Origin of the sequence: Primorskyibacter aestuariivivens, from assembly GCF_028023675.1 — a bacterium.
Taxonomy (GTDB): domain Bacteria; phylum Pseudomonadota; class Alphaproteobacteria; order Rhodobacterales; family Rhodobacteraceae; genus Marinovum; species Marinovum aestuariivivens.
In genome coordinates this window covers 17,379-35,866 of record NZ_JAQIOZ010000022.1, presented here as the reverse complement: position 1 = coordinate 35,866, position 18,488 = coordinate 17,379, and the positions used below count along the sequence as shown (strand labels likewise).

17 protein-coding genes are annotated in these 18,488 nt (G+C 60.8%); 6 read left to right on the top strand and 11 right to left on the bottom strand.

Annotation, left to right across the window (positions count from 1 at the left end):
* The first annotated feature begins 40 nt into the window (after positions 1–40).
* Positions 41–910 carry a hypothetical protein gene (locus tag PGB28_RS18675; protein WP_271423049.1) on the top strand — a complete coding sequence of 290 codons (870 nt, stop codon included), beginning with the start codon at positions 41–43 and terminating at the stop codon, positions 908–910.
* Between the two features lie 68 nt (positions 911–978).
* Here PGB28_RS18675 and PGB28_RS18670 read toward each other — a convergent pair whose 3' ends face one another.
* The 8 genes from PGB28_RS18670 to PGB28_RS18635 form a co-directional block, all read right to left on the bottom strand.
* Positions 979–1,803, bottom strand: coding sequence for an ABC transporter ATP-binding protein (locus tag PGB28_RS18670; protein WP_271423048.1), 825 nt, complete (start codon positions 1,801–1,803; stop codon positions 979–981).
* Between the two features lie 74 nt (positions 1,804–1,877).
* Positions 1,878–3,170 (bottom strand): ABC transporter substrate-binding protein, encoded by a 1,293-nt coding sequence (locus tag PGB28_RS18665; RefSeq protein WP_271423047.1) that lies wholly within the window; start codon positions 3,168–3,170, stop codon positions 1,878–1,880.
* Positions 3,171–3,222: 52 nt separating this feature from the next.
* The gene (locus tag PGB28_RS18660; RefSeq protein WP_271423046.1) at positions 3,223–4,299 is read right to left on the bottom strand and encodes a branched-chain amino acid ABC transporter permease; all 1,077 of its coding nucleotides are present in this window, start codon (positions 4,297–4,299) and stop codon (positions 3,223–3,225) included.
* Positions 4,300–4,391: 92 nt separating this feature from the next.
* A complete protein-coding gene (locus PGB28_RS18655) occupies positions 4,392–4,625 on the bottom strand; it encodes a hypothetical protein (protein WP_271423045.1) in 234 nt (77 codons plus the stop codon).
* 74 nt (positions 4,626–4,699) lie between these two features.
* Positions 4,700–5,653 carry a branched-chain amino acid ABC transporter permease gene (locus tag PGB28_RS18650; protein WP_271423044.1) on the bottom strand — a complete coding sequence of 318 codons (954 nt, stop codon included), beginning with the start codon at positions 5,651–5,653 and terminating at the stop codon, positions 4,700–4,702.
* Positions 5,654–5,663: 10 nt separating this feature from the next.
* Positions 5,664–6,185, bottom strand: coding sequence for a hypothetical protein (locus PGB28_RS18645; protein WP_271423043.1), 522 nt, complete (start codon positions 6,183–6,185; stop codon positions 5,664–5,666).
* On the bottom strand, positions 6,182–6,973 hold the full coding sequence (locus tag PGB28_RS18640; RefSeq protein ID WP_271423089.1) for an ABC transporter ATP-binding protein: 792 nt from the start codon (positions 6,971–6,973) through the stop codon (positions 6,182–6,184). The genes PGB28_RS18645 and PGB28_RS18640 overlap by 4 nt, the downstream gene beginning before the upstream one ends.
* 112 nt (positions 6,974–7,085) lie before the next feature.
* Entirely contained in the window at positions 7,086–9,059 is a 1,974-nt protein-coding gene (locus tag PGB28_RS18635; protein WP_271423042.1) for an AMP-binding protein, read from the bottom strand.
* A gap of 232 nt (positions 9,060–9,291) precedes the next feature.
* Here PGB28_RS18635 and PGB28_RS18630 point away from each other — a divergent pair, with 232 nt between their 5' ends.
* Genes PGB28_RS18630 through PGB28_RS18620 form a run of 3 tightly spaced genes read left to right on the top strand, consistent with a single transcriptional unit; the run spans position 9,292 to position 13,104 of the window.
* Complete coding sequence (locus PGB28_RS18630; RefSeq protein ID WP_271423041.1) at positions 9,292–10,446, top strand: sensor histidine kinase; 1,155 nt, start codon at positions 9,292–9,294, stop codon at positions 10,444–10,446.
* A 47-nt stretch (positions 10,447–10,493) separates the two neighbouring features.
* Positions 10,494–12,407, top strand: a complete 1,914-nt coding sequence (locus PGB28_RS18625) for a PAS-domain containing protein (protein ID WP_271423040.1) — start codon at positions 10,494–10,496, stop codon at positions 12,405–12,407.
* Positions 12,400–13,104, top strand: coding sequence for a response regulator transcription factor (locus PGB28_RS18620; protein WP_271423039.1), 705 nt, complete (start codon positions 12,400–12,402; stop codon positions 13,102–13,104). The genes PGB28_RS18625 and PGB28_RS18620 overlap by 8 nt, the downstream gene beginning before the upstream one ends.
* A gap of 6 nt (positions 13,105–13,110) precedes the next feature.
* On the opposite strand, the gene PGB28_RS18615 is transcribed toward PGB28_RS18620, so the two are convergent.
* Positions 13,111–13,272 (bottom strand): hypothetical protein, encoded by a 162-nt coding sequence (locus PGB28_RS18615; protein WP_271423038.1) that lies wholly within the window; start codon positions 13,270–13,272, stop codon positions 13,111–13,113.
* Positions 13,273–13,386: 114 nt separating this feature from the next.
* On the opposite strand from PGB28_RS18615, the gene PGB28_RS18610 reads away from it, so the two are divergent.
* The gene (locus PGB28_RS18610; protein WP_271423037.1) at positions 13,387–13,785 is read left to right on the top strand and encodes an MAPEG family protein; all 399 of its coding nucleotides are present in this window, start codon (positions 13,387–13,389) and stop codon (positions 13,783–13,785) included.
* Positions 13,786–13,821: 36 nt separating this feature from the next.
* Here the strand turns inward: PGB28_RS18610 and PGB28_RS18605 are convergent, their stop codons facing one another.
* The gene (locus PGB28_RS18605) at positions 13,822–15,015 is read right to left on the bottom strand and encodes a hydantoinase/carbamoylase family amidase (protein WP_271423036.1); all 1,194 of its coding nucleotides are present in this window, start codon (positions 15,013–15,015) and stop codon (positions 13,822–13,824) included.
* On the opposite strand from PGB28_RS18605, the gene PGB28_RS18600 reads away from it, so the two are divergent.
* A complete protein-coding gene (locus tag PGB28_RS18600) occupies positions 14,974–15,387 on the top strand; it encodes a hypothetical protein (RefSeq protein WP_271423094.1) in 414 nt (137 codons plus the stop codon). The genes PGB28_RS18605 and PGB28_RS18600 overlap by 42 nt on opposite strands.
* A gap of 296 nt (positions 15,388–15,683) precedes the next feature.
* On the opposite strand, the gene fdhF is transcribed toward PGB28_RS18600, so the two are convergent.
* On the bottom strand, positions 15,684–18,452 hold the full coding sequence (fdhF, locus tag PGB28_RS18595) for a formate dehydrogenase subunit alpha (protein ID WP_271423035.1): 2,769 nt from the start codon (positions 18,450–18,452) through the stop codon (positions 15,684–15,686).
* Positions 18,453–18,488 lie beyond the last annotated feature (36 nt).

Here is an 18,488-nt window from a genome sequence, read left to right as displayed (position 1 = left end):
TACGGAGCGCCCGGGAGGGGCGTGAACGAGGGGTATTGTCATGTCCGATACGGAAACCGCGGTCCAGCTGGTCACGCGCGAGGCGCTGAATGCGCGCATCACGTTTCACGAAACGTTGCAGGCCATGGAGGCGGATTTTTCCGACTTCTCCTTTGACAGCGCCGAAACCGTGAACCTGTTCTACGACCGGCTGGAAGACCGCATTGCGGCGACCGGCGAAGATAAATGGTTCTTTCTCGTCAATCTGAACGGCACAAGGATCGAGCCGGATGCATGGCTGGCCTACCGCAAGCGGGGCAAGGTGCTGAACCTTGCGCATTCCATGGGATCGGTGCGTTTTGACGCCTCCGAAGAAACCCGGCGCCAGATCGAACGCGCGGCAAATACCGAAGCCTTTGATCCGAACCTGTTCGAGACCCGGGACGCGGCCATAGAGCGGATCAAATCCCTGCCGTCCAAACGCGTGACGCGCCGGGTGCAGCATGACCCGAACTATGTCGAGGCCGATTTTGCGCGCCGCCTGTCCTTTGACGAAGAGGCGGTGATCATGGAGGTGGATTTCTCGCACTTCACCTTCCATCATTCGCGCGATGTCAACGATTTCTATGACTTCATCGAAGCACGTATCAAGGAGACCGACCGCAAGTGGTTCTTCCTTGTAAACCTCAATGAATGCCAGATCATGCCCGAAGCTTGGGTACGTTATGCCCATCGCGGCAAGCGGCTCAACATCGCCGCCTCGCTGGGGTCGGTGCGCTATGCCGTCGGCTCCGAGACCGAGGAAGACATTCGCATGCGCGCCACGACGCAGGGCTTTGAGCCCAATATCCGCAACACCCGCGAAGAGGCGCTTGAGCGGCTCGCCCATATGCGCGCCGATGTGATCGCCCGCATTGGTGGCCAGAGCTAGGATGCAGGGACCCTGCCCTATGGCGGGGTTCGCGCCATGGGGTGCATATGTCTGACTGTTTCGGGTCATCAGGCCAGCCAACGCTTCCGGCGGCGGTAGCTGCGCACATCGCGGAACGATTTGCGCCCCTCGTCCGACATGCCCAGATAGAATTCCTTCACATCCGGGTTTTCGCGCAGGTCATCGGCAGGGCCGTCCATCACCACGCGCCCGGATTCCAGGATATAGCCGTAATGCGCAAAGCGCAGGGCCACATTGGTATTCTGTTCGGCCAGCAGGAAAGACACGCCTTCGTTCTCGTTGATGGATTTCACGATCTCGAAAATCTGTTCCACCAGCTGCGGGGCCAGCCCCATGGACGGCTCGTCCAGCAGGATCGTTTCAGGCCGTGACATGAGCGCCCGGCCCACCGCCGTCATCTGCTGTTCGCCGCCTGAAGTATAGCCCGCCTGGCTCTTGCGCCGTTCCTTGAGGCGCGGGAAATAGGAATAGACCATCTCAAGATCGGCCTCGACCGCGCCCTTGCCGTCCTTGCGGGTATAGGCCCCGGTCAGCAGGTTTTCCTCGACCGTGAGGTGCTCAAAGCAATGGCGGCCTTCCATCACCTGGATAACGCCGCGTTTGACAAGCGCCGCCGGGTCCAGATCCTGCACCCGCTCGCCCTTGTAATTGATCGAGCCCTTGGTCACCTCGCCACGCTCGGAATGCAGCAGGTTCGAAATCGCCTTGAGCGTCGTCGTCTTGCCCGCACCGTTGCCGCCCAACAGCGCGGTGATCCCACCCTTGGGAACCGACAGCGACACGCCCTTGAGCACGAGGATCACGTGATTGTAGATCACCTCGATATTGTTGACCTCAAGAAGCGTCTCTTGCGTTTTTGCAGCGTCCAGCATGGGTCTTCTTCTCTTTGAAAAATGCGCAAATGTCCCGGCGGCGACGGCATGCGCCGCCGCCGGAGTGAAGGCGCTTAGCCTTCACACTCTTCGTTCACCGGCCAGGGCGCATTGGACGTGGCGTATTCGCCCGCCTTCTCGGCCACCAGCGCGGCATAGGCATCGGTGTTCGGTGTCAGCAGGTCCGAGGCTTTGACGAACTTCGAACCGTCCCATTCCAGCATCCAGCCGCCGGAGTTGCCGGTGTGGTTGGAGCAGGAGGTGGCAAAGGGCGGCACCATGCCGTCCAGACCCAGCTCGGCAATCCGCTCCTCGGTCATGTTGATGTTTTCCAGACCCCAGCGAAGCTGCGAGGCGTTGATTTCAGCCGTGCCGAAATGCTCCTGCGCCACGGCGATGCCTTCGGCCAGAATGGCGGAAATGACGATACCGCGGGAATAGAAGACGCCAGACATCTCTTCGGGGTTGGACTGGGTGTTGCCAGCTTCGACCACGTGTTTCTGGATGTCCGCCATGACCGGCGCATCGGGGTTCGGGAAGGACCAGGAGATCGACTTGTAGCCCTTGCCGTCTTCGCCAACGATCTTCAGGTCGGCATCATGACCGGCCCACCACACACCGATGAAGTTTTCCATCGGGTACTTGGTTTTCACGGCCTCGGTGATGGCGCCGGCGTTCATCGCGCCCCAGCCCCACATGATCACATTGTCGGGACGCATGCGGCGGATCTGCAGCCACTGGGCCGACTGGTTCTGCATCTCTTTCAGACCGACCGGGATCGGCGTGAATTCAAAGCCCTTGGCCGCAGCCAGCGCTTCCAGAACCGGGATCGGCTCTTTGCCATAGGGGTGATCGAGATGCAGGAAGGCGATTTTCTTGCCCGCCAGATCACCCTGGCTTTCCAGATACTGGATGATCATGTCGGCGCCATCCCAATAGCCCGACGGTGCGTTGAACGCCCATTGGAAGGTCTTGCCATCCATCATCGGCGAGAAGCCGTAGCCAGGCGCCAGGATCGGGATTTCGTCCACGTTGGTCTTGGGCAGAACCTGCAGCGTGATGCCGGTGGACCACGGCTGGGTCACGATGGCCTTGCCTTTGGTCTTCTCGTAGCATTCCACGCCCTTCTCGGTGGAATAGCCGGTTTCACATTCGTCAAAGTCGATCATGACGCCGCCGATACCGCCGTCACGGGCGTTCAGCATGTTCATGTAATCGGCCTGACCATTCATCAGCGGAATACCCGTGGCCGCAAAGGGACCGGTCCGGTAGCTGAGGTTGGGCGTATAGAGCCCCTCGGCCATCGCCGCGCCTGCGGTCACCGAAGCGACCACCGCTGCAGCGGCCAGTTTCGCAAAATGTTTCATCGAGGTTCCTCCCATTGGTTGTTCGATGATGGTTCTGTTGTTGGACCGGCCCCTAGTGCGGGAACGGCCAGATGATGAGTTTCTCGCGGATCAGCGCCCAAAGCCGCGCCAGCCCATGCGGTTCGATGATTAGGAAAAAGATGATCAGCGAGCCGACAATCATGATATTGAGATGTTCCACCATGGCGCTGTCAATCGGGATGCCCAGCAGGTTGGGCAACAGGTTCAGCACCACCGGCAGCCCTACGATCAGGATCGCGCCGAGGAAATTGCCCATGATGGACCCAAGCCCTCCGATGATGGCGATGAACAGCACTTGGAAGCTGAGCGGAATGTCGAACACGTTGGGCTCGGCCGCGCCTTTCCACATGAAGACGTAAAGCGCGCCGGCAACACCCACGATATAGGAACTGATCGCAAAGGCGGTGAGCTTGGATTTCATCAGGTTGATGCCGATAAGCTCCGCCGCGATGTCCATGTCCCGCGTTGCCTTCCACGTCCGGCCCAGATTGCCCCGCGTGAGGTTGATGCAGAGCATTGTGAGCAACGTGACCACAAAGAGCACCACGTAATATTCCGTGACCGACGCCGCCTGCGGGCCCGAGATATAGGTGCCGAACATCTCAAGGTTCGGAACCTGGATCGCGCCCGAGGAGTTGTAGTTGTAAAGCCAGGCCCATTTCTCAAACAGCCAGACCAGAAAGAACTGCGCCGCCAGCGTTGCAATGGCCAGGTAGAACCCCTTGATCCGCAGGCTGGGAATGCCGAACACGACACCAATCCCGGCGCTGAACACACCTGACAAAAGGATCGCCACGATCGGGTTCATCCACGGCATGAGCGTGATCATCTTGTAGCAGGCATAGGCCCCCACCCCCATGAACGCCCCGGTGCCAAGGCTGAGCTGCCCGGCAAAACCCGTGAGTATGTTCAGCCCCATCGAGGCCAGCGCAAAGATCAGCACCGGGATCAGGATCGCCTGAAAGGTGAACTCGCTCGCCGTGAGCGGAAAGATCACCCAGACAAAGACGAGGATGATGGCCAGCAGGATCGCATCCTGCCGGATCGGGAACAGCGCCTGATCCGTCTTGTAGCTGGTCTTGAATTGTCCTGCGGTTCTGTAAAGCATCCGTCTTTTCCTTATGTCGGTGCGCGCCAAGGGGCACACCCCACATCCCCGTTTTTCCCGTTGGGCGCGCAATCACTCACGCACCGCCTGCGTCAAATGTCGTCCGGCTTCTCCACCCGGTTGGCCGGTTTGGCGTATCCGATCTCTTCGGAATGCCGTGCCAGCCAGAACCAGGCCCAAAGCCCGATCGCCGCGCCAAACGCCGCCAGAAGCACTGCGGTGACCATGTTGCCGGATTCGTCCGGCGTGGTGGTCAGCGCGAGGTAGCCAAAGGCCCAAAACCCGGACCAGGCCACCACGTTCAGAATTGCAATCAGTTTCGCCATTCACTCGTCTTTCCCGTAGGGTGGGCAATCCTGCCCACCTTTCCCGTCTCTGTCGCAGCGCGCCCCGCGCCGCGTCAGACCCTTTCGATGATCTTCTCCCCAAAGAGCCCCTGCGGACGGAACAAGAGCACCACGAGCGCCAATACAAAGGCAAACCATGTCTCGGTATTGCCGCCCAGAAGTGGCTGACCCCAGTAAATCTCGAAGAGTTTTTCCAGCATGCCGATCATCAGACCGCCGATGATCGCCCCGGTGATACTCTCCAGACCACCCAGCATCAGAACCGGCAGCGCCTTGTAAGCGATCACTTCGAGCGCAAAGGACACACCCGCCCGCGCGCCCCAGGCGATGCCCGTGACCAGCGCGATGATCCCGGCGATAAACCAGACCAGCACCCAAACCGTCTGAAGCGAGATGCCAACGGACAAAGCCGCCTGGTGATCATCGCCCAGCGCCCGGATCGCCCGGCCCATCTGGGTGTAGTTGAGGAAAGCCAGGAGCGCGAGCACCAGAAGCGTCGCAACAACAACAACTGTGATATCCAGATGTTGCAGGATCAACAAACCGCCCCAGGGCTCCAGCACGGTGTCACCCGTGGGAATGCCCAGCTCTTCCGAGATCATTACCTTGTTTTCACCGCCAAAGATGATCTCGCCAAAACCGATGAGGAACAGCGTGATCCCGATGGTTGCCATGAACAGGATGATGTCGGGCTGGCCCACCAGCGGGCGCAGAACCACCCGTTCAATGGCGACCGCCAAGACGAACATCACCCCCAGCGTCAGCAGCACACAGATCCAGGCGGGCACACCCATGGCATACAGCCCCACCAGCGTCAGCGCCGCAAACACCACCATGATGCCCTGGGCAAAGTTGAAAATCCGGGACGACCGGAAGATCAGCACAAACCCGAGCGCGATCAGCGCGTATAGAATGCCTGAAACCAGCCCTTCCCACAGCACCTGCAACAGGAAATCGGGGGCTTCAACCATATCCACGAAGGGTTTGATGAAGATTTCATTCAGCATAAAGCAGTCCTCATCCACATTGCTTAAAATTGTCGGGGGTCGTGAGCGCGACGGCAAAGCCGAGCGCTTCGGGCGCATCCCCGTGTTTCGCGGCCACAACCTGCACCGCGACGGACGCGAGATCAGGCAGGCAAAGAACGCGGGACACCTGTGCCTCGCCCTCCACTGCCTGGCTCAGGCCTGTGCTGTCCAACCAGCCAAACCATGCCGCGACGCTGTCTTCTGCAGGCCCATAGGGGACAGTTTGCGGAGCATGCCCAAGGGTACACTCAACCAACTGGCCGTCACGGATCGTGGCGGAGACGGCCATGTCACCCAACCCGCTTGTCAGAGTGCCAAGAAAGCCTCGTTCCCCGCCGTTGTCTGCGCCTTGCGGCACCATCTCGTAGGCCGACAGCCGGAACAGACCGTTGCCCGAGGTGACCGCGGAAAAGCAGTCGTCAAAACCGCGGGTCAGCGCATCATCCGGTGCCGCCATCGCGCCCCCGGCCGCCAGACACAGGCCAAGACTTATGCCAGCCAGCCGGCTCAATGTGCCACCCCCAGATAGGCGTCGATCACATCCTGGTTGTTACGCACCTCGTCCGGCGTGCCGTCACCGATCTTCTTGCCGTAATCCATCACGACAACCCGATCCGACAGGTCCATGACCACGCCCATATCGTGTTCGATCAGCGCGATGGTGGTGCCGAACTCGTCATTCACATCAAGGATAAAGCGGCTCATGTCCTCTTTCTCCTCGACATTCATGCCCGCCATCGGCTCATCCAGCAAAAGGATCGACGGCTCCGCCGCCAGCGCACGCGCCAGCTCTACCCGCTTTTTCAACCCGTATGGCAGGTTGCCCACCGGTGTTTTGCGGATCGCCTGAATCTCAAGGAAATCAATGACTTCCTCCACCTTGCGACGATTTTCAATTTCTTCGTCCCGGGCCTTGCCCCACCACAACGCCTGCGCGCCAATACCCGCATGCATATGGGTCAGCCGACCGGTCATCACGTTGTCCAACACGCTCATGCCCTCGAACAGCGCAATGTTCTGAAAGGTCCGCGCCACTCCCAGCCGCGCCACCTCAAAGGGCTTCATCGGCGGGCGTTTCGATCCCTTGTACCAGACCTCGCCCTCGGACGGCGTATAGAAGCCCGAGATCACGTTCAGCATGGACGATTTGCCCGCGCCATTGGGACCGATAATGGCCCGGATCTCACCTTCGCGAATGTCGAACGAGATGTCCTGAATCGCCACCACGCCACCAAAGCGCAGGGTGATGTTTTTCATCTCCATCAACACGCCGCCAATCTGGCGCCCGTCGGCGGTCATATATCCTTCGGTGTCTTTCACCAAACCAGCCCCTTCATCTTGCCAAATAAACTCCCGCCGGAGGCACCCGCGGGAGGGTGGGCGGGGTGTCGCCGAAGGCGCACGTCGCCCATCATTCCGCCGCCACCGCTTTGGGGGTGACCGGCACAACCTTGGCGTCGCGGATTTCCAGCGTCGCCTTGATCTTGCCCTTGCGCCCATCCTCATAGGTCACTTCTGTCTCGGTATAGACCGATGTCGACCCGTCATAGAGCGCGTTCACCAGATCCTCGAACTTCTCGCCAATGATCTTGCGGCGCACCTTGCGGGTCCGGGTCAACTCGCCATCATCCGCATCCAGTTCCTTGTGCAGCACTAGGAAGCGGTGGATCTGACAGCCCGAGAGCATCTCATCCTCGGCCACGGATGCATTGGTGTCCTCAACATGGGACTGGATCATGTCCAGAACCTTGGGATGCCCCGCCAGTTCCTGATAGGAGGCATAGGCGATATTGTTGCGCTCGGCCCAGTTGCCCACGGCTGTCAGGTCAATATTGATAAAGGCACAGCACTTGTCGCGGCCTGCGCCAAACACCACCACCTCAAGGATATTGGGGAAGAACTTCAGCTTGTTCTCAACGTATTTCGGCGCAAACATCGCGCCATCGGCCATGTTGCCCACATCCTTGGCCCGGTCGATGATGCGCAGATGCCCGGTATCGGGTTCAAAGAACCCGGCATCACCCGTGGCCACCCAGCCCTCAGCGTCCTTGGTGTCCGCGGTGCTCTCGGCGTTCTTGTAATATTCCACAAAGGTGCCGGGCGAGCGGTAGAACACCTCGCCATTCTCGGCGATTTTGATCTCTACCCCCGGGGATGGCACGCCCACCGTGTCCGAGCGGACTTCGCCATCGGGCTGCTGGGTGATAAAGACCGAGGCTTCGGTCTGGCCATAGAGCTGCTTCAGGTTGATGCCCAATGCGCGATAGAAATCAAAGATTTCCGGGCCAATGGCTTCGCCCGCCGTATAGCCCACACGCACCTTGGAAAAGCCCAGCGCATTCTTGAGCGGACCATAGACCATGAATTCGCCCAGCGCGTATTTGATCCGGTCCAACGTCCCGACAGAATGCCCGTCCAGTATCTTAGGACCGACCTCGCGCGCGTGGTTCATGAAATATTGGAAGATCCTGCGCTTGAGCGGGCTGGCATCTTCCATGCGGATCATGATCGATGTCAGCTGCGTCTCGAACACCCTTGGCGGCGCGAAATAATAGCTGGGCGCAATCTCGCGCAGGTCCGTCATCATCGTGTCCGCGCTTTCGGGACAATTCACGCAGAACCCGGTCCAATAGGCCTGACCAATGGAAAAGATGAAATCGCCAACCCAGGCCATGGGGAGATAGGCCAGCACCTCGTCGCCTTCGCGCAGGTGGTCAAATTCGGATGAATTCTTGGCCGTCTCGATGATATTGCGGTTGGAAAGAACCACGCCCTTGGGCTTGCCCGTAGTCCCCGAGGTGTAAAGCATGACGCAGGTATCGTCATAGCCAAGCCCGCCACGGCGACGATCCAGTTCCTTGATGTGTTCGTCACGGGCGGCACGGCCCTGATCCTGCACATGGGAAAACTGATGCAGTCGGGAATGGTCGTATTTCCGCAATCCGCGCGGATCGATATAGATCATGTGCTCGAACTGGTGCAGGTGCTCCTGCACTTCGATCACCTTGTCCACCTGCTCCTGGTCGGCCACGATGACGAACCGCGCGCCGCAATGGGACAGCACATATTCCATCTCTTCGGCCACCGAATCCTGATACAGCGGCACGGGCACGGCCCCCACGGACTGCGCAGCCACCATGGACCAATAAAGGTAGGGCCGGTTGCGCCCGATAACGGCGATGAAATCGCCTTCGTTCACGCCAAGGTTCAACAGCCCCAGCGCCAGCGCTTCGATTTCCTTTTCCGCCTCGGACCAGGTCCAGCTTTGCCAGATCCCGTATTCCTTCTCGCGATAGGCGGGCGAGTTTGAAAATTGCGTTGCATTGCGCTTCAACAGCGCCGGTACAGAGCGCAGACCTTCCACGCCCTCAGCATTCTGAGCCAATCTATGTCCTCCCTTTGCCCCGTCTCCCCCGGGGCGGACCGCTTACATGCGATTCTGAGCATCATTTGGTCAGGGGTTACGCTGGGGGTCAACTTTTTCCTGAACATTTCCCAATTCTTACGAATTGTAACAAGCGCTCTCCCGCCGCCGCTCCACGACGTTAAGCATGGTTAACCACCTCTTAACACTTGCATGGACAGATGTCCGCAAGTGGCATGAAAGGCGCGAAGCGATGCAAGCTGCAATCACCTTCTTTCAGGATCTGGGCTACATGGCGCATGGCATGTGCCTTTTGTGGCAACCTTGGCTCATTGCGCTTTTTGCGGGCTCGGATTTCCTGATCTTCATGGCCTATTCAATTATTCCGGTTGCCATCTACCGCGTGATGCGTGGCCGCCCCGATCTGGAAAACCGCGGGCTGGCTTGGCTGTTTGCCGCGTTCATCGCGCTGTGCGGGTTGACCCACCTGATCTCGATTGTCACGCTTTGGGTGCCGGTCTATGCGCTGCATGGGCTGGCCAAGCTGGCGACCGGTATTGTCTCGCTTGTGACCGCTGCTGTGCTGTTTCCGTTGGTTCCCCGGATCATCGCCCTGCCCTCGCCCGCGCATCTGCGCGACGCAAACGCCAAGCTGAGCGCCGAAATCGCCGCGCATGAGGATACGCTGGCCGATCTGCGCCGGGCCCGCGACGCGCTGGAAGATACCGTGGCCGAGCGCACCCGGGAACTGGCCCGCACCAATGAAGAGCTCAACATCGTCTTGCGACAGGCCGGACACCGGGCCGACAATCTGGCGCAGGTGACCGCCGCACTGGCGCGCCAGACCGCGCAGCACAGCGGCGACAAGGAGGATTTTCTCGACCGGTTCCTGGCACGGCTGGACGCCATGGCCGCCACCACCGACGATCTGACCCGGGGCGGTCAACGCCTACCGCACAGCCTGTTGAAACTGGCCCGTCACCAGCTGCGCGCGCATCTTGAAGCCTTTCCCAACCGGATTTCCATCCAGGGTGATGATGAAGACCTGAACTCCGAAGCCGCCCGGCAAATCGCCCTTGCTCTGGACGAGCTGGCAACCAATTCGGTGAAACATGGCGCATTGCGCGATGATGACGGAAAGGTCTATCTGCGTTGGGACCGAACCGGGGGCGAGATGGGGCAGCCGCCGCAGCTTGACCTGCAATGGATCGAGACGCGCCCGGAGGCGGTTCCCGCCACAACCACGACCGCGCCGCCCGAAACCGGGTTCGGCTATGGCTCGCGTGTGCTCAACCTTGTCGTGCCGCAGCGGCTCGGGGGGCAGGCCGATGCGGATTTTTCCACCGGCGCGCTGGCTTATTCCCTGTCCCTGCCGCTTGAGCGGATCGCGCCGCAGGGTCAGAGTTGATCCTGTCCCCCGCCTGACGTAAGCCCCGATCAGGGGGGCACAGATTCATGGACCTGTCCGACAAGCAATTGTCCGACCTGACGCAGGCCGGTCTCAATCTCATCCAGCAGGCCCTGTCGATCTATGACAGCGATCTGCGGCTGGCCCAGTGCAACCGGCGTTTTCAGGAAATGTTCAACCTCCCCGAAGCGCTGGTCACCCCCGGTGCCCGCTTTGCCGACACGGTCCGCCATCTGGCCAAAAGCGGCGAATATGGCGAGATCGACGATATCGAGGAATTCGTCGCCCAGCGCGAAGACCAGGCCCGCGCCTTTGAGCCGCATTACATGGAGCGGCCGCGCGCGGGCGGCAAATGGCTCTCGGTCGAGGGTGCACCGCTGCCGCAGGGCGGCTGGGTCACCGTCTATACCGACATCACCCGCACAAAGCAGCAGGAAGAGCTGTTGCGCACCCGCTCCGAGCTGCTCTCGGAAGAGGTGCTGCGCCGGTCCGAGGAACTGGCCGCCACCAACCGCGAACTGGCCGCCACGATCAGCGCGCTGGAAGAAACCCAGCGCCAGTTGCGCGCCATTGAGGCCCGTACGCGGCTCACCACGGAAATGATGCCCGCCCATATCGCCCATGTGGATGCGAACGGATGCTATACCTATTCCAACCGGCGTCTTAGCTCGGTCATCCCCGGCAGGCCTTCCAATATCCTGGGCCTGCACATCTCCGACGCGCTTGGCCCCGATGCCTATGACAAGGTCAGACCCCATCTTGATGCGGCCTATGACGGCCAGCAGTCAGTGTTCGAGTTCACCGACACACCCAGCCTGCGCCGTATCCGCGTGTCCTTTACCCCGGATCAGAGTGAGCGCGGGGTCTACATCCTGTCGATGGACATCACCGAGGAAACTCAGGCACGCGTCGCCCTTCAACAAACGCGCCGTAGGGAAATGGCCGCACAGCTGACCAGCGGGCTGGCACATGATTTCTCCAACCTGTTGACGGTGATCCTTGGCATGCAATCCAAGCTCGACCGCATGGACGCGCTTCCCCCGGACGCCGCTCCGCTGGTCGCCGCCACCATCGGCGCCGCCCGGCGCGGAGGTCGTTTGCTCAGCCGCATCGCCGACATGACCGGCAGCCGGACGTATTCACCCGCTGCGGTGGATGTCGCATCTTTCGTGGAAGAGCTGCAAACCCTTGCAAAGCCCAGCCTTCCCGACGGTGTTTCCCTGGCGCTGGATGTTCAGGCAGGCGGCGCGCATTCGCTCGACCCCGGCATGTTGCAGGATTCGCTGCTGAACCTTGTCCTGAACGCGCGGGACGCCTGCGGCGACAGCGGAACCATCACCTTGACCGTGCGGGAGGAAACCGGCACCTGGCTGACCTTTGAAGTCTCCGATACCGGGCCCGGGTTCACGGAACAGGCCCTGCGCGACGGGTTGGCCCCGTTTTTTACCACCAAGGGCGGCGAAGGATCAGGGCTGGGCCTCGCCATGGTTTACGACATGACCAAGCTGGCCGGGGGCGAGGTTCGCCTTGCCAATGGCCAGACCGGTGCGCGCGTCACCATCCGGTTGCCCCTGCGTCCCGCGGACCTGCCCAGCACCATGCAGCCCGATCTGATCCTTCTGGTCGAAGACAACCCCGACCTGCGCGACAGTGTCCGGGAAATGCTGACCGGCATGGGCCATCAGGTTGTCGAAGCCGCATCCGTGCCTGAGGCCACGGCGCTGGTGGCCGGGTTGCCCGATATCACTGCGGTCCTGTCCGACATTCAGCTTGAAGGGGTTGAGACCGGGCTTGATCTGTCCCGCATGGTGGCCCCGTTGCCAACGGCATTGATGACCTCTTTGCCCCGAACCCATGATCTGGCAGAGATGGCCGCCCAGCGCGGGCCGCTCCTCCACAAACCTTTTGACGCGGTTCAACTCGCCGCCGCGCTGCACACCGCCAAGGCACATCATGACTGATCAACCGCTTGTCACCATCCTTGACGACGAACCGGACATTCGCCGCCTGCTGGCCGACACGCTGGAAGAGGCCGGGTTCCGCACACTGAGTTTTGCGCGCGCCACGGAATTCGAAGCCGCGTTGCGGACGACAACGCCGGATGTCTGTCTGGTCGATCTTGGCCTGCCGGATCGGGACGGGTTGTCTCTGGTACACCGGCTTGCGCTGGAACAGGGGGCAACGGTCATCATCATTTCCGGACGAGCCCAGGTGCAGGACCGGATCACCGGGCTGGAACTGGGCGCGGATGATTACATCATCAAACCCTTTGACCCGTCCGAAGTCGTGGCGCGCATCCGCGCCCGGCTGCGATCCTCTCAGCCCAAGGTGCAGAACCGCCGCATCGCCCGCTTCAATGGCTGGGAGGCAGATTTCGATGCCTATACTCTGCGCAGCGACGACGGGACCGAGGGCAGTTTCAGCCATGCCGAGGGCGAGGTTCTGCGGATGTTCCTCGAAAGCCCCCGCCGACTGATCAGCCGACAACAGATGCAGGAAACGCTGGGCGGCGCGGCGGGCGAAAGTTTTGACCGGGCGATGGATGTACGCATCTCGCGGCTGCGCACCAAGCTGGGCGAAGACCCCAAGAATCCGCGCCTGATCAAGACGATCTATGGCGCTGGCTACATCTTTCTTGGCGATGTGGCATGGAGCTGACGTCGCTCAAAAGCCAGCGATCAACCGCACTGTCGGCAACAAAGTCGCCGCGATGACGCCGACAATGCCCCCGATAAGGAGCCGCACGAGCGTTCCGCCAAGTTTCGGTCCCGCCATACCCAGCACGCCACAGACCACCGCGTAATATGACACTGTGATAATATCCATCGCGGCAGACTAACACGATTGCTGCACGCTTTCAGCCCCTTGGCCCAAATGAAGCACGCGAAAACCACGATTCATGCTATGCTCCCGGCGCTGGCATCATGGGAGGAAACCGCCATGTCATCGCTTGAATTCTACACCGCGCTGAGCGCGACCTGGATCGCCATCGCCTGGTTGCCCTATATCCTCGACCGCATCCTCGTTCGGGGATTGATGGGAGCGCTGGCCAATTACGACCCCAATGCCACGCCACAATCGGACTGGGCGCAACGCGCCATGCGCGCCCATACGGTTGCAGTGGAAACATTTGTTGCCTTTGCCCCGCTTGCCGTGCTGGCCATGATCAAACTGCCGGAGGATGCCTATCCCGGCACGTTGGCCATGACCTATTTCATCGGCATATTCGCCCATTACATCATTTATGTGCTGGGTATCCCGGTGCTACGCACGCTGGCCTTTGCGCTGGCCGCGCTTTCCACATTGGGCCTTGGCCTGCGTGTCTTGGGCGTGATCTGACCCTGTAGGGTGGGCAATTCTGCCCACCTTATGCACCTACAGCGTCGCGACGGCCCCGGCCAGCACTTCCAGCCCGGTCACCAGGTCGGCCTCGTCCGTATCCTCGGCAAAATCATGGCTTATCCCGCCGATGGACGGCACAAACAGCATCGCCACCGGCATCAGACGCGAGACATTGGTCGCATCATGCAGCGCGCCCGAGGGCATGTCGCGCCATTTCCCCGGCGCAACATGTTCCGCAGACGACGCCAGCGCACCGCGCAGACGTGTATCCATAGGCACCGGTTCAAGCCCCAGCATCGGCCCGAAGCTCAGCGCAAAATCCTCTCCTGCGACCTCGGCGGCAGTCGCACGAATGATCTCTTCCATACGGGCCAGCCGGTCGGCATCGCCGTCGCGCCATTGCATCGAGAACGTCACCTTGCCCGGCACGATGGACGACGCGTTCGGGTGGAGGCTCACATGCCCGATGGTCCAGACCGTCGCGGGCGTGACAACATTGCGGAACCGCTCATTGATTAGCGTGGAAAACCGCGCCAGCGCCTGAAAGGCATCGCGGCGCAGATGCATGGGCGTGGTGCCGGCGTGGTTCTGCTGGCCTTCCAGGATGATTTTCATGTCGCGGATACCGACGATATCGCTGACCACGCCAATTTTTTCCCCGGTCGTGTCGAGGTATGGTCCCTGTTCGATATGCATCTCAAAAAAGCCGGTGAAGCGGGAGGGATCAACAAAGCCCTCCGCCCGGTCGGCAAAGACCGCGCGCGCGGCATCAAAACGCACCCCATCCCGGTCGGTCAGTGTATCGGCCTTGTCCAGAGCCAGATTGCCCGCCCAGACCGCACTGCCGGTGGTTACACCAAATCGGCCTTCCTCATCCTCGAACGACACGACCGACACAGGCGGCCCGCCCGCCTCTTGCGTCGCTTTCGCGATCTCCAGCGCCGCCATGACGCCCAGCGCCCCATCCAGCCAGCCGCCTTCGGGTTGGCTGTCGCTATGAGACCCCAGCAAGAGAGAGGGCCCCTCGCACAGGCCAAAGAGATTGCCCACCGGATCAAAATGCGGGGTCAGCCCCGCGGTGCGCATTTCCTCCGCGAGCCAGTCTCGCGCTGCGACATCGGCGTCGGTATAGGCGGGGCGCTGAACGCCCTTTCCGATGCCTGCGGCCCCGAATTGACGCAACGCATGCAAGGAATTCAGAAATCGATCAGGGTTTACCGGCAGCATGCTGGCCTCTCTTGGGATCGGGCGAACATGCATGCCAACGCGCAAGGCGTCAACTCAAGGCCACCGACCGCCGGAAACCTTGCGAAACTGGTCCCCCGGCAAGACGACCACGCACACCGGCCCATTTTTCATGACCGGTCTGCCAATTGGATGGGCAATGCCAACGCACTCCAAGCCAGACAATTTCCTTGGCTTCACCTAGTTTGTTTTGTGATCTGCGGCATTGCCAAGCTGCTCTGGACCGACACGATATTGATCAATACCGAGCTCAAAACGAAACAAGTTATCGCCGTCAAAAAGAAGACGACAGCGCCGGTCGCGATGGCCTCCATTCTTCTCTTAATCCGTTCACGCGTTAAAGAACCACCATAGTCATAGTACATCTGCTCGCTCCTGTTTTGGCAGGGTTTGGTGCCCGCCTTATATTTTTGAGCCCACACACCCAGATGTAGGATGTGCGCATGATGGTAGTGCCTTGGTCGATTTATATCACAAAATATTGAATATATCTACCGCACAATATGCGGTGCAAATTTGAACGACTTGGAGCGCGAACCCGGCGGCGGGACACTCAGTGTCCCTCAACTGCCAAACACGACACCGCACTGCATGTCGCGCGGGACGTGCAGTGCGGCCAGAAGTGCCTCCAGATAAGCAAATGTTGCTGCTTACTCGGCCGCCACGACGCCTTCCTCGGCCTTTTCCACCTTGACCGCCGAGAACTTGAACTCGGGGATCTTGCCATACGGATCCAGCGCCGGGTTGGTCAGGATATTGGCCGCCGCCTCCACATAGGCAAAGGGCAGGAACACCATGTCGGGCGCCACCGCCCGGTCGGCCCGCGCCATGACCGTGACTGAGCCGCGCTTGGTGGTCAGCCGCACATGTTCACCGGGCGCGACACCCAGCTGACGCAGCGTGGACGGATGCAGCGAGCAGTTCGCTTCCGGTTCTACCGCGTCCAGCACGCTGGCACGCCGGGTCATCGAACCGGTATGCCAATGCTCAAGCTGCCGCCCCGTGGTCAGGATCATCGGATACTCCGCATCCGGCACATCATCCGGCGCAATCACGCTGGCAGGGGTGAATTTCGCGCGACCGTCGGCGCGCGGGAACCCATCGCCAAACACGATCGGCTGGCCCGGATCTTCGGGCGACAGCGACGGATAGGTCACCGCGCCTTCGCGTTCCAGCCGCTCCCAGGTGATGTTGTTGAGCGACTTCATATTGAGCTTCATCTCGGCAAAGACATCCGCCGGGCTGCCATAGGTCCAGTTCAGCCCGCAACGCTTCGCCAGCTCAGTGGTGATCACCCAATCCTCGCGCGCCTCGCCCGGAGGTGTCACCGCCGGGCGGCCCATCTGCACCTGACGGTTGGTGTTCGTCACGGTGCCGGATTTCTCATAGAAGGCAGAAGCAGGCAGGATCACATCGGCATAATTCGCCGTCTCGGTCAGGAAGATGTCCTGCACCACCAGATGATCGAGCTTGGCCAACGCATCGCGGGCGTGCTCCACATCCGGGTCGCTCATCGCCGGGTTCTCGCCCAGGATATACATGGCCTTGATCTGGTCGTCATGGATCGCATCCATGATCTCGACCACGGTCAGACCCTTCTCGTTCGAGAAATCCCCGCTGCCCCATACATCGGTAAAGGCGGAACGCACGCCATCGTCGGTCACCGTCTGGTAATCCGGCAGGAACATCGGGATCAGCCCGGCATCGGACGCGCCTTGCACGTTGTTCTGACCGCGCAGCGGGTGCAGGCCAGTGCCTGGGCGGCCCACCTGACCGGTCATCAGCGCCAGCGAAATCAGGCAGCGCGCATTGTCGGTGCCATGGATATGCTGCGACACGCCCATACCCCAGAAGATCATCCCCGCCTTGGCGGTGGCAAAGGTGCGCGCCACATCGCGCAGGACCTCGGCCTCGATGCCGCAGATCTCGGCCATCTTCTCGGGCGCGAAGTCCTTGAGATGCGCTTTCTCGGCTTCCCAGTTCTCGGTATAGGCCGCGATATATTGCTCGTCGTAGAGACCTTCTTCGACGATCACATGCATGATCGCGTTGAGCATGGAGACATCCGCGCCGGGGCGGAATTGCAGCATATGCGACGCAAAACGGCGCAGCCCCACGCCGCGCGGGTCCATCACGATCAGCTTGCCGCCGCGCTTGGTGAATTGCTTGAAATAGGTGGCGGCAACGGGATGGTTTTCAATCGGGTTGCAGCCGATGGCAATCGCCACGTCGGCATTCTCAATCTCATTGAACGTCGCGGTCACCGCGCCGGAGCCCACGTTTTCCATCAGCGCCGCCACAGACGACGCATGGCAGAGCCGCGTGCAGTGGTCCACGTTGTTATGGCCAAAGCCCTGGCGGATGAATTTCTGAAACAGATAGGCTTCTTCATTGGTGCATTTGGCCGATCCGAAGCCAGCGACTTCACGGCCCCGGCCTTTCAGCCCCTTGGCCGCCGCATCCAGCGCTTCGTCCCAGGACGCCTCGCGGAAGAACGCCTGCCAGTTACCCGGGTCAACATTCAGCCCCTTCTCCGGTGCATCCTCGCGGCGGATGAGCGGTTGGGTCAGGCGATGGGGATGGTGGATATAGTCAAAGCCAAAGCGCCCCTTGACGCAGAGCCGCCCTTCATTCGCAGGGCCATTGATGCCCTCGACATATTTGACCTTGCCATCCTTGACCTTGAGCGAGACCTGACAGCCGACGCCGCAGAACGGGCAGACCGATTTCACCTCTTCATCGAAATCCTTGCTGTCGCCCACCTGCGCATCATCAGTCACCGTGGCGGGCATCAGCGCGCCGGTGGGACAGGCCTGAACGCATTCACCGCAAGCGACACAGGTGGACGTACCCATGGGATCGGCAAAATCAAAGGTGGGATAGGCATCATGGCCGCGCCCGGCCATGCCGATCACGTCATTGACTTGCACTTCGCGGCAGGCGCGCACGCAAAGCCCGCATTGGATACAGGCATCGAGGTTCACGCTCATCGCCACGTGGGAATCGTCCAAAAGCGGAATGCGTTCGGGTTCCAGCGTGGGCAGGCGGCTTTCCGTCACGCCATTCAGCTCGGCCATGTCCCACAGATGCGAGGATTTGTCATGTGCCGCGTCGCGGTCCGGCTGGTCGGCGAGCAGCATTTCCACCACCATCTTGCGCGCGCCGGTCGCGCGGGCCGAATTGGTCGTCACGACCATACCCTCGACGGGTTCGCGAATGCAGGATGCCGCCAGCGTGCGTTCCCCCTCGATCTCGACCATGCAGGCGCGGCAATTGCCATCGGGGCGATAGCCGGGCGCGGGCTTGTGGCACAGATGCGGGATCACCAGACCACGGCCATTGGCGACCTCCCAGATCGTTTGACCGGGGGCGGCCTCAACCGCTTTGCCATCCAGCGTGAATCGGATCGTATCGGACATGGCGCATTCCTCCTGCTGGGGACCTTACACCATCCG

Bases quoted from the DNA above. Each gene is read 5' to 3' on its own strand.
- PGB28_RS18675 (WP_271423049.1), top strand. From the start codon at position 41: ATGTCCGATACGGAAACCGCGGTCCAGCTGGTCACGCGCGAGGCGCTG.
- PGB28_RS18670 (WP_271423048.1), bottom strand. From the start codon at position 1,803: ATGCTGGACGCTGCAAAAACGCAAGAGACGCTTCTTGAGGTCAACAAT.
- PGB28_RS18665 (WP_271423047.1), bottom strand. From the start codon at position 3,170: ATGAAACATTTTGCGAAACTGGCCGCTGCAGCGGTGGTCGCTTCGGTG.
- PGB28_RS18660 (WP_271423046.1), bottom strand. From the start codon at position 4,299: ATGCTTTACAGAACCGCAGGACAATTCAAGACCAGCTACAAGACGGAT.
- PGB28_RS18655 (WP_271423045.1), bottom strand. From the start codon at position 4,625: ATGGCGAAACTGATTGCAATTCTGAACGTGGTGGCCTGGTCCGGGTTT.
- PGB28_RS18650 (WP_271423044.1), bottom strand. From the start codon at position 5,653: ATGCTGAATGAAATCTTCATCAAACCCTTCGTGGATATGGTTGAAGCC.
- PGB28_RS18640 (WP_271423089.1), bottom strand. From the start codon at position 6,973: ATGACCGCCGACGGGCGCCAGATTGGCGGCGTGTTGATGGAGATGAAA.
- PGB28_RS18630 (WP_271423041.1), top strand. From the start codon at position 9,292: ATGCAAGCTGCAATCACCTTCTTTCAGGATCTGGGCTACATGGCGCAT.
- PGB28_RS18625 (WP_271423040.1), top strand. From the start codon at position 10,494: ATGGACCTGTCCGACAAGCAATTGTCCGACCTGACGCAGGCCGGTCTC.
- PGB28_RS18620 (WP_271423039.1), top strand. From the start codon at position 12,400: ATGACTGATCAACCGCTTGTCACCATCCTTGACGACGAACCGGACATT.
- PGB28_RS18615 (WP_271423038.1), bottom strand. From the start codon at position 13,272: ATGGATATTATCACAGTGTCATATTACGCGGTGGTCTGTGGCGTGCTG.
- PGB28_RS18610 (WP_271423037.1), top strand. From the start codon at position 13,387: ATGTCATCGCTTGAATTCTACACCGCGCTGAGCGCGACCTGGATCGCC.
- PGB28_RS18600 (WP_271423094.1), top strand. From the start codon at position 14,974: ATGCAAGGAATTCAGAAATCGATCAGGGTTTACCGGCAGCATGCTGGC.
- PGB28_RS18605 (WP_271423036.1), bottom strand. From the start codon at position 15,015: ATGCTGCCGGTAAACCCTGATCGATTTCTGAATTCCTTGCATGCGTTG.
- fdhF (WP_271423035.1), bottom strand. From the start codon at position 18,452: ATGTCCGATACGATCCGATTCACGCTGGATGGCAAAGCGGTTGAGGCC.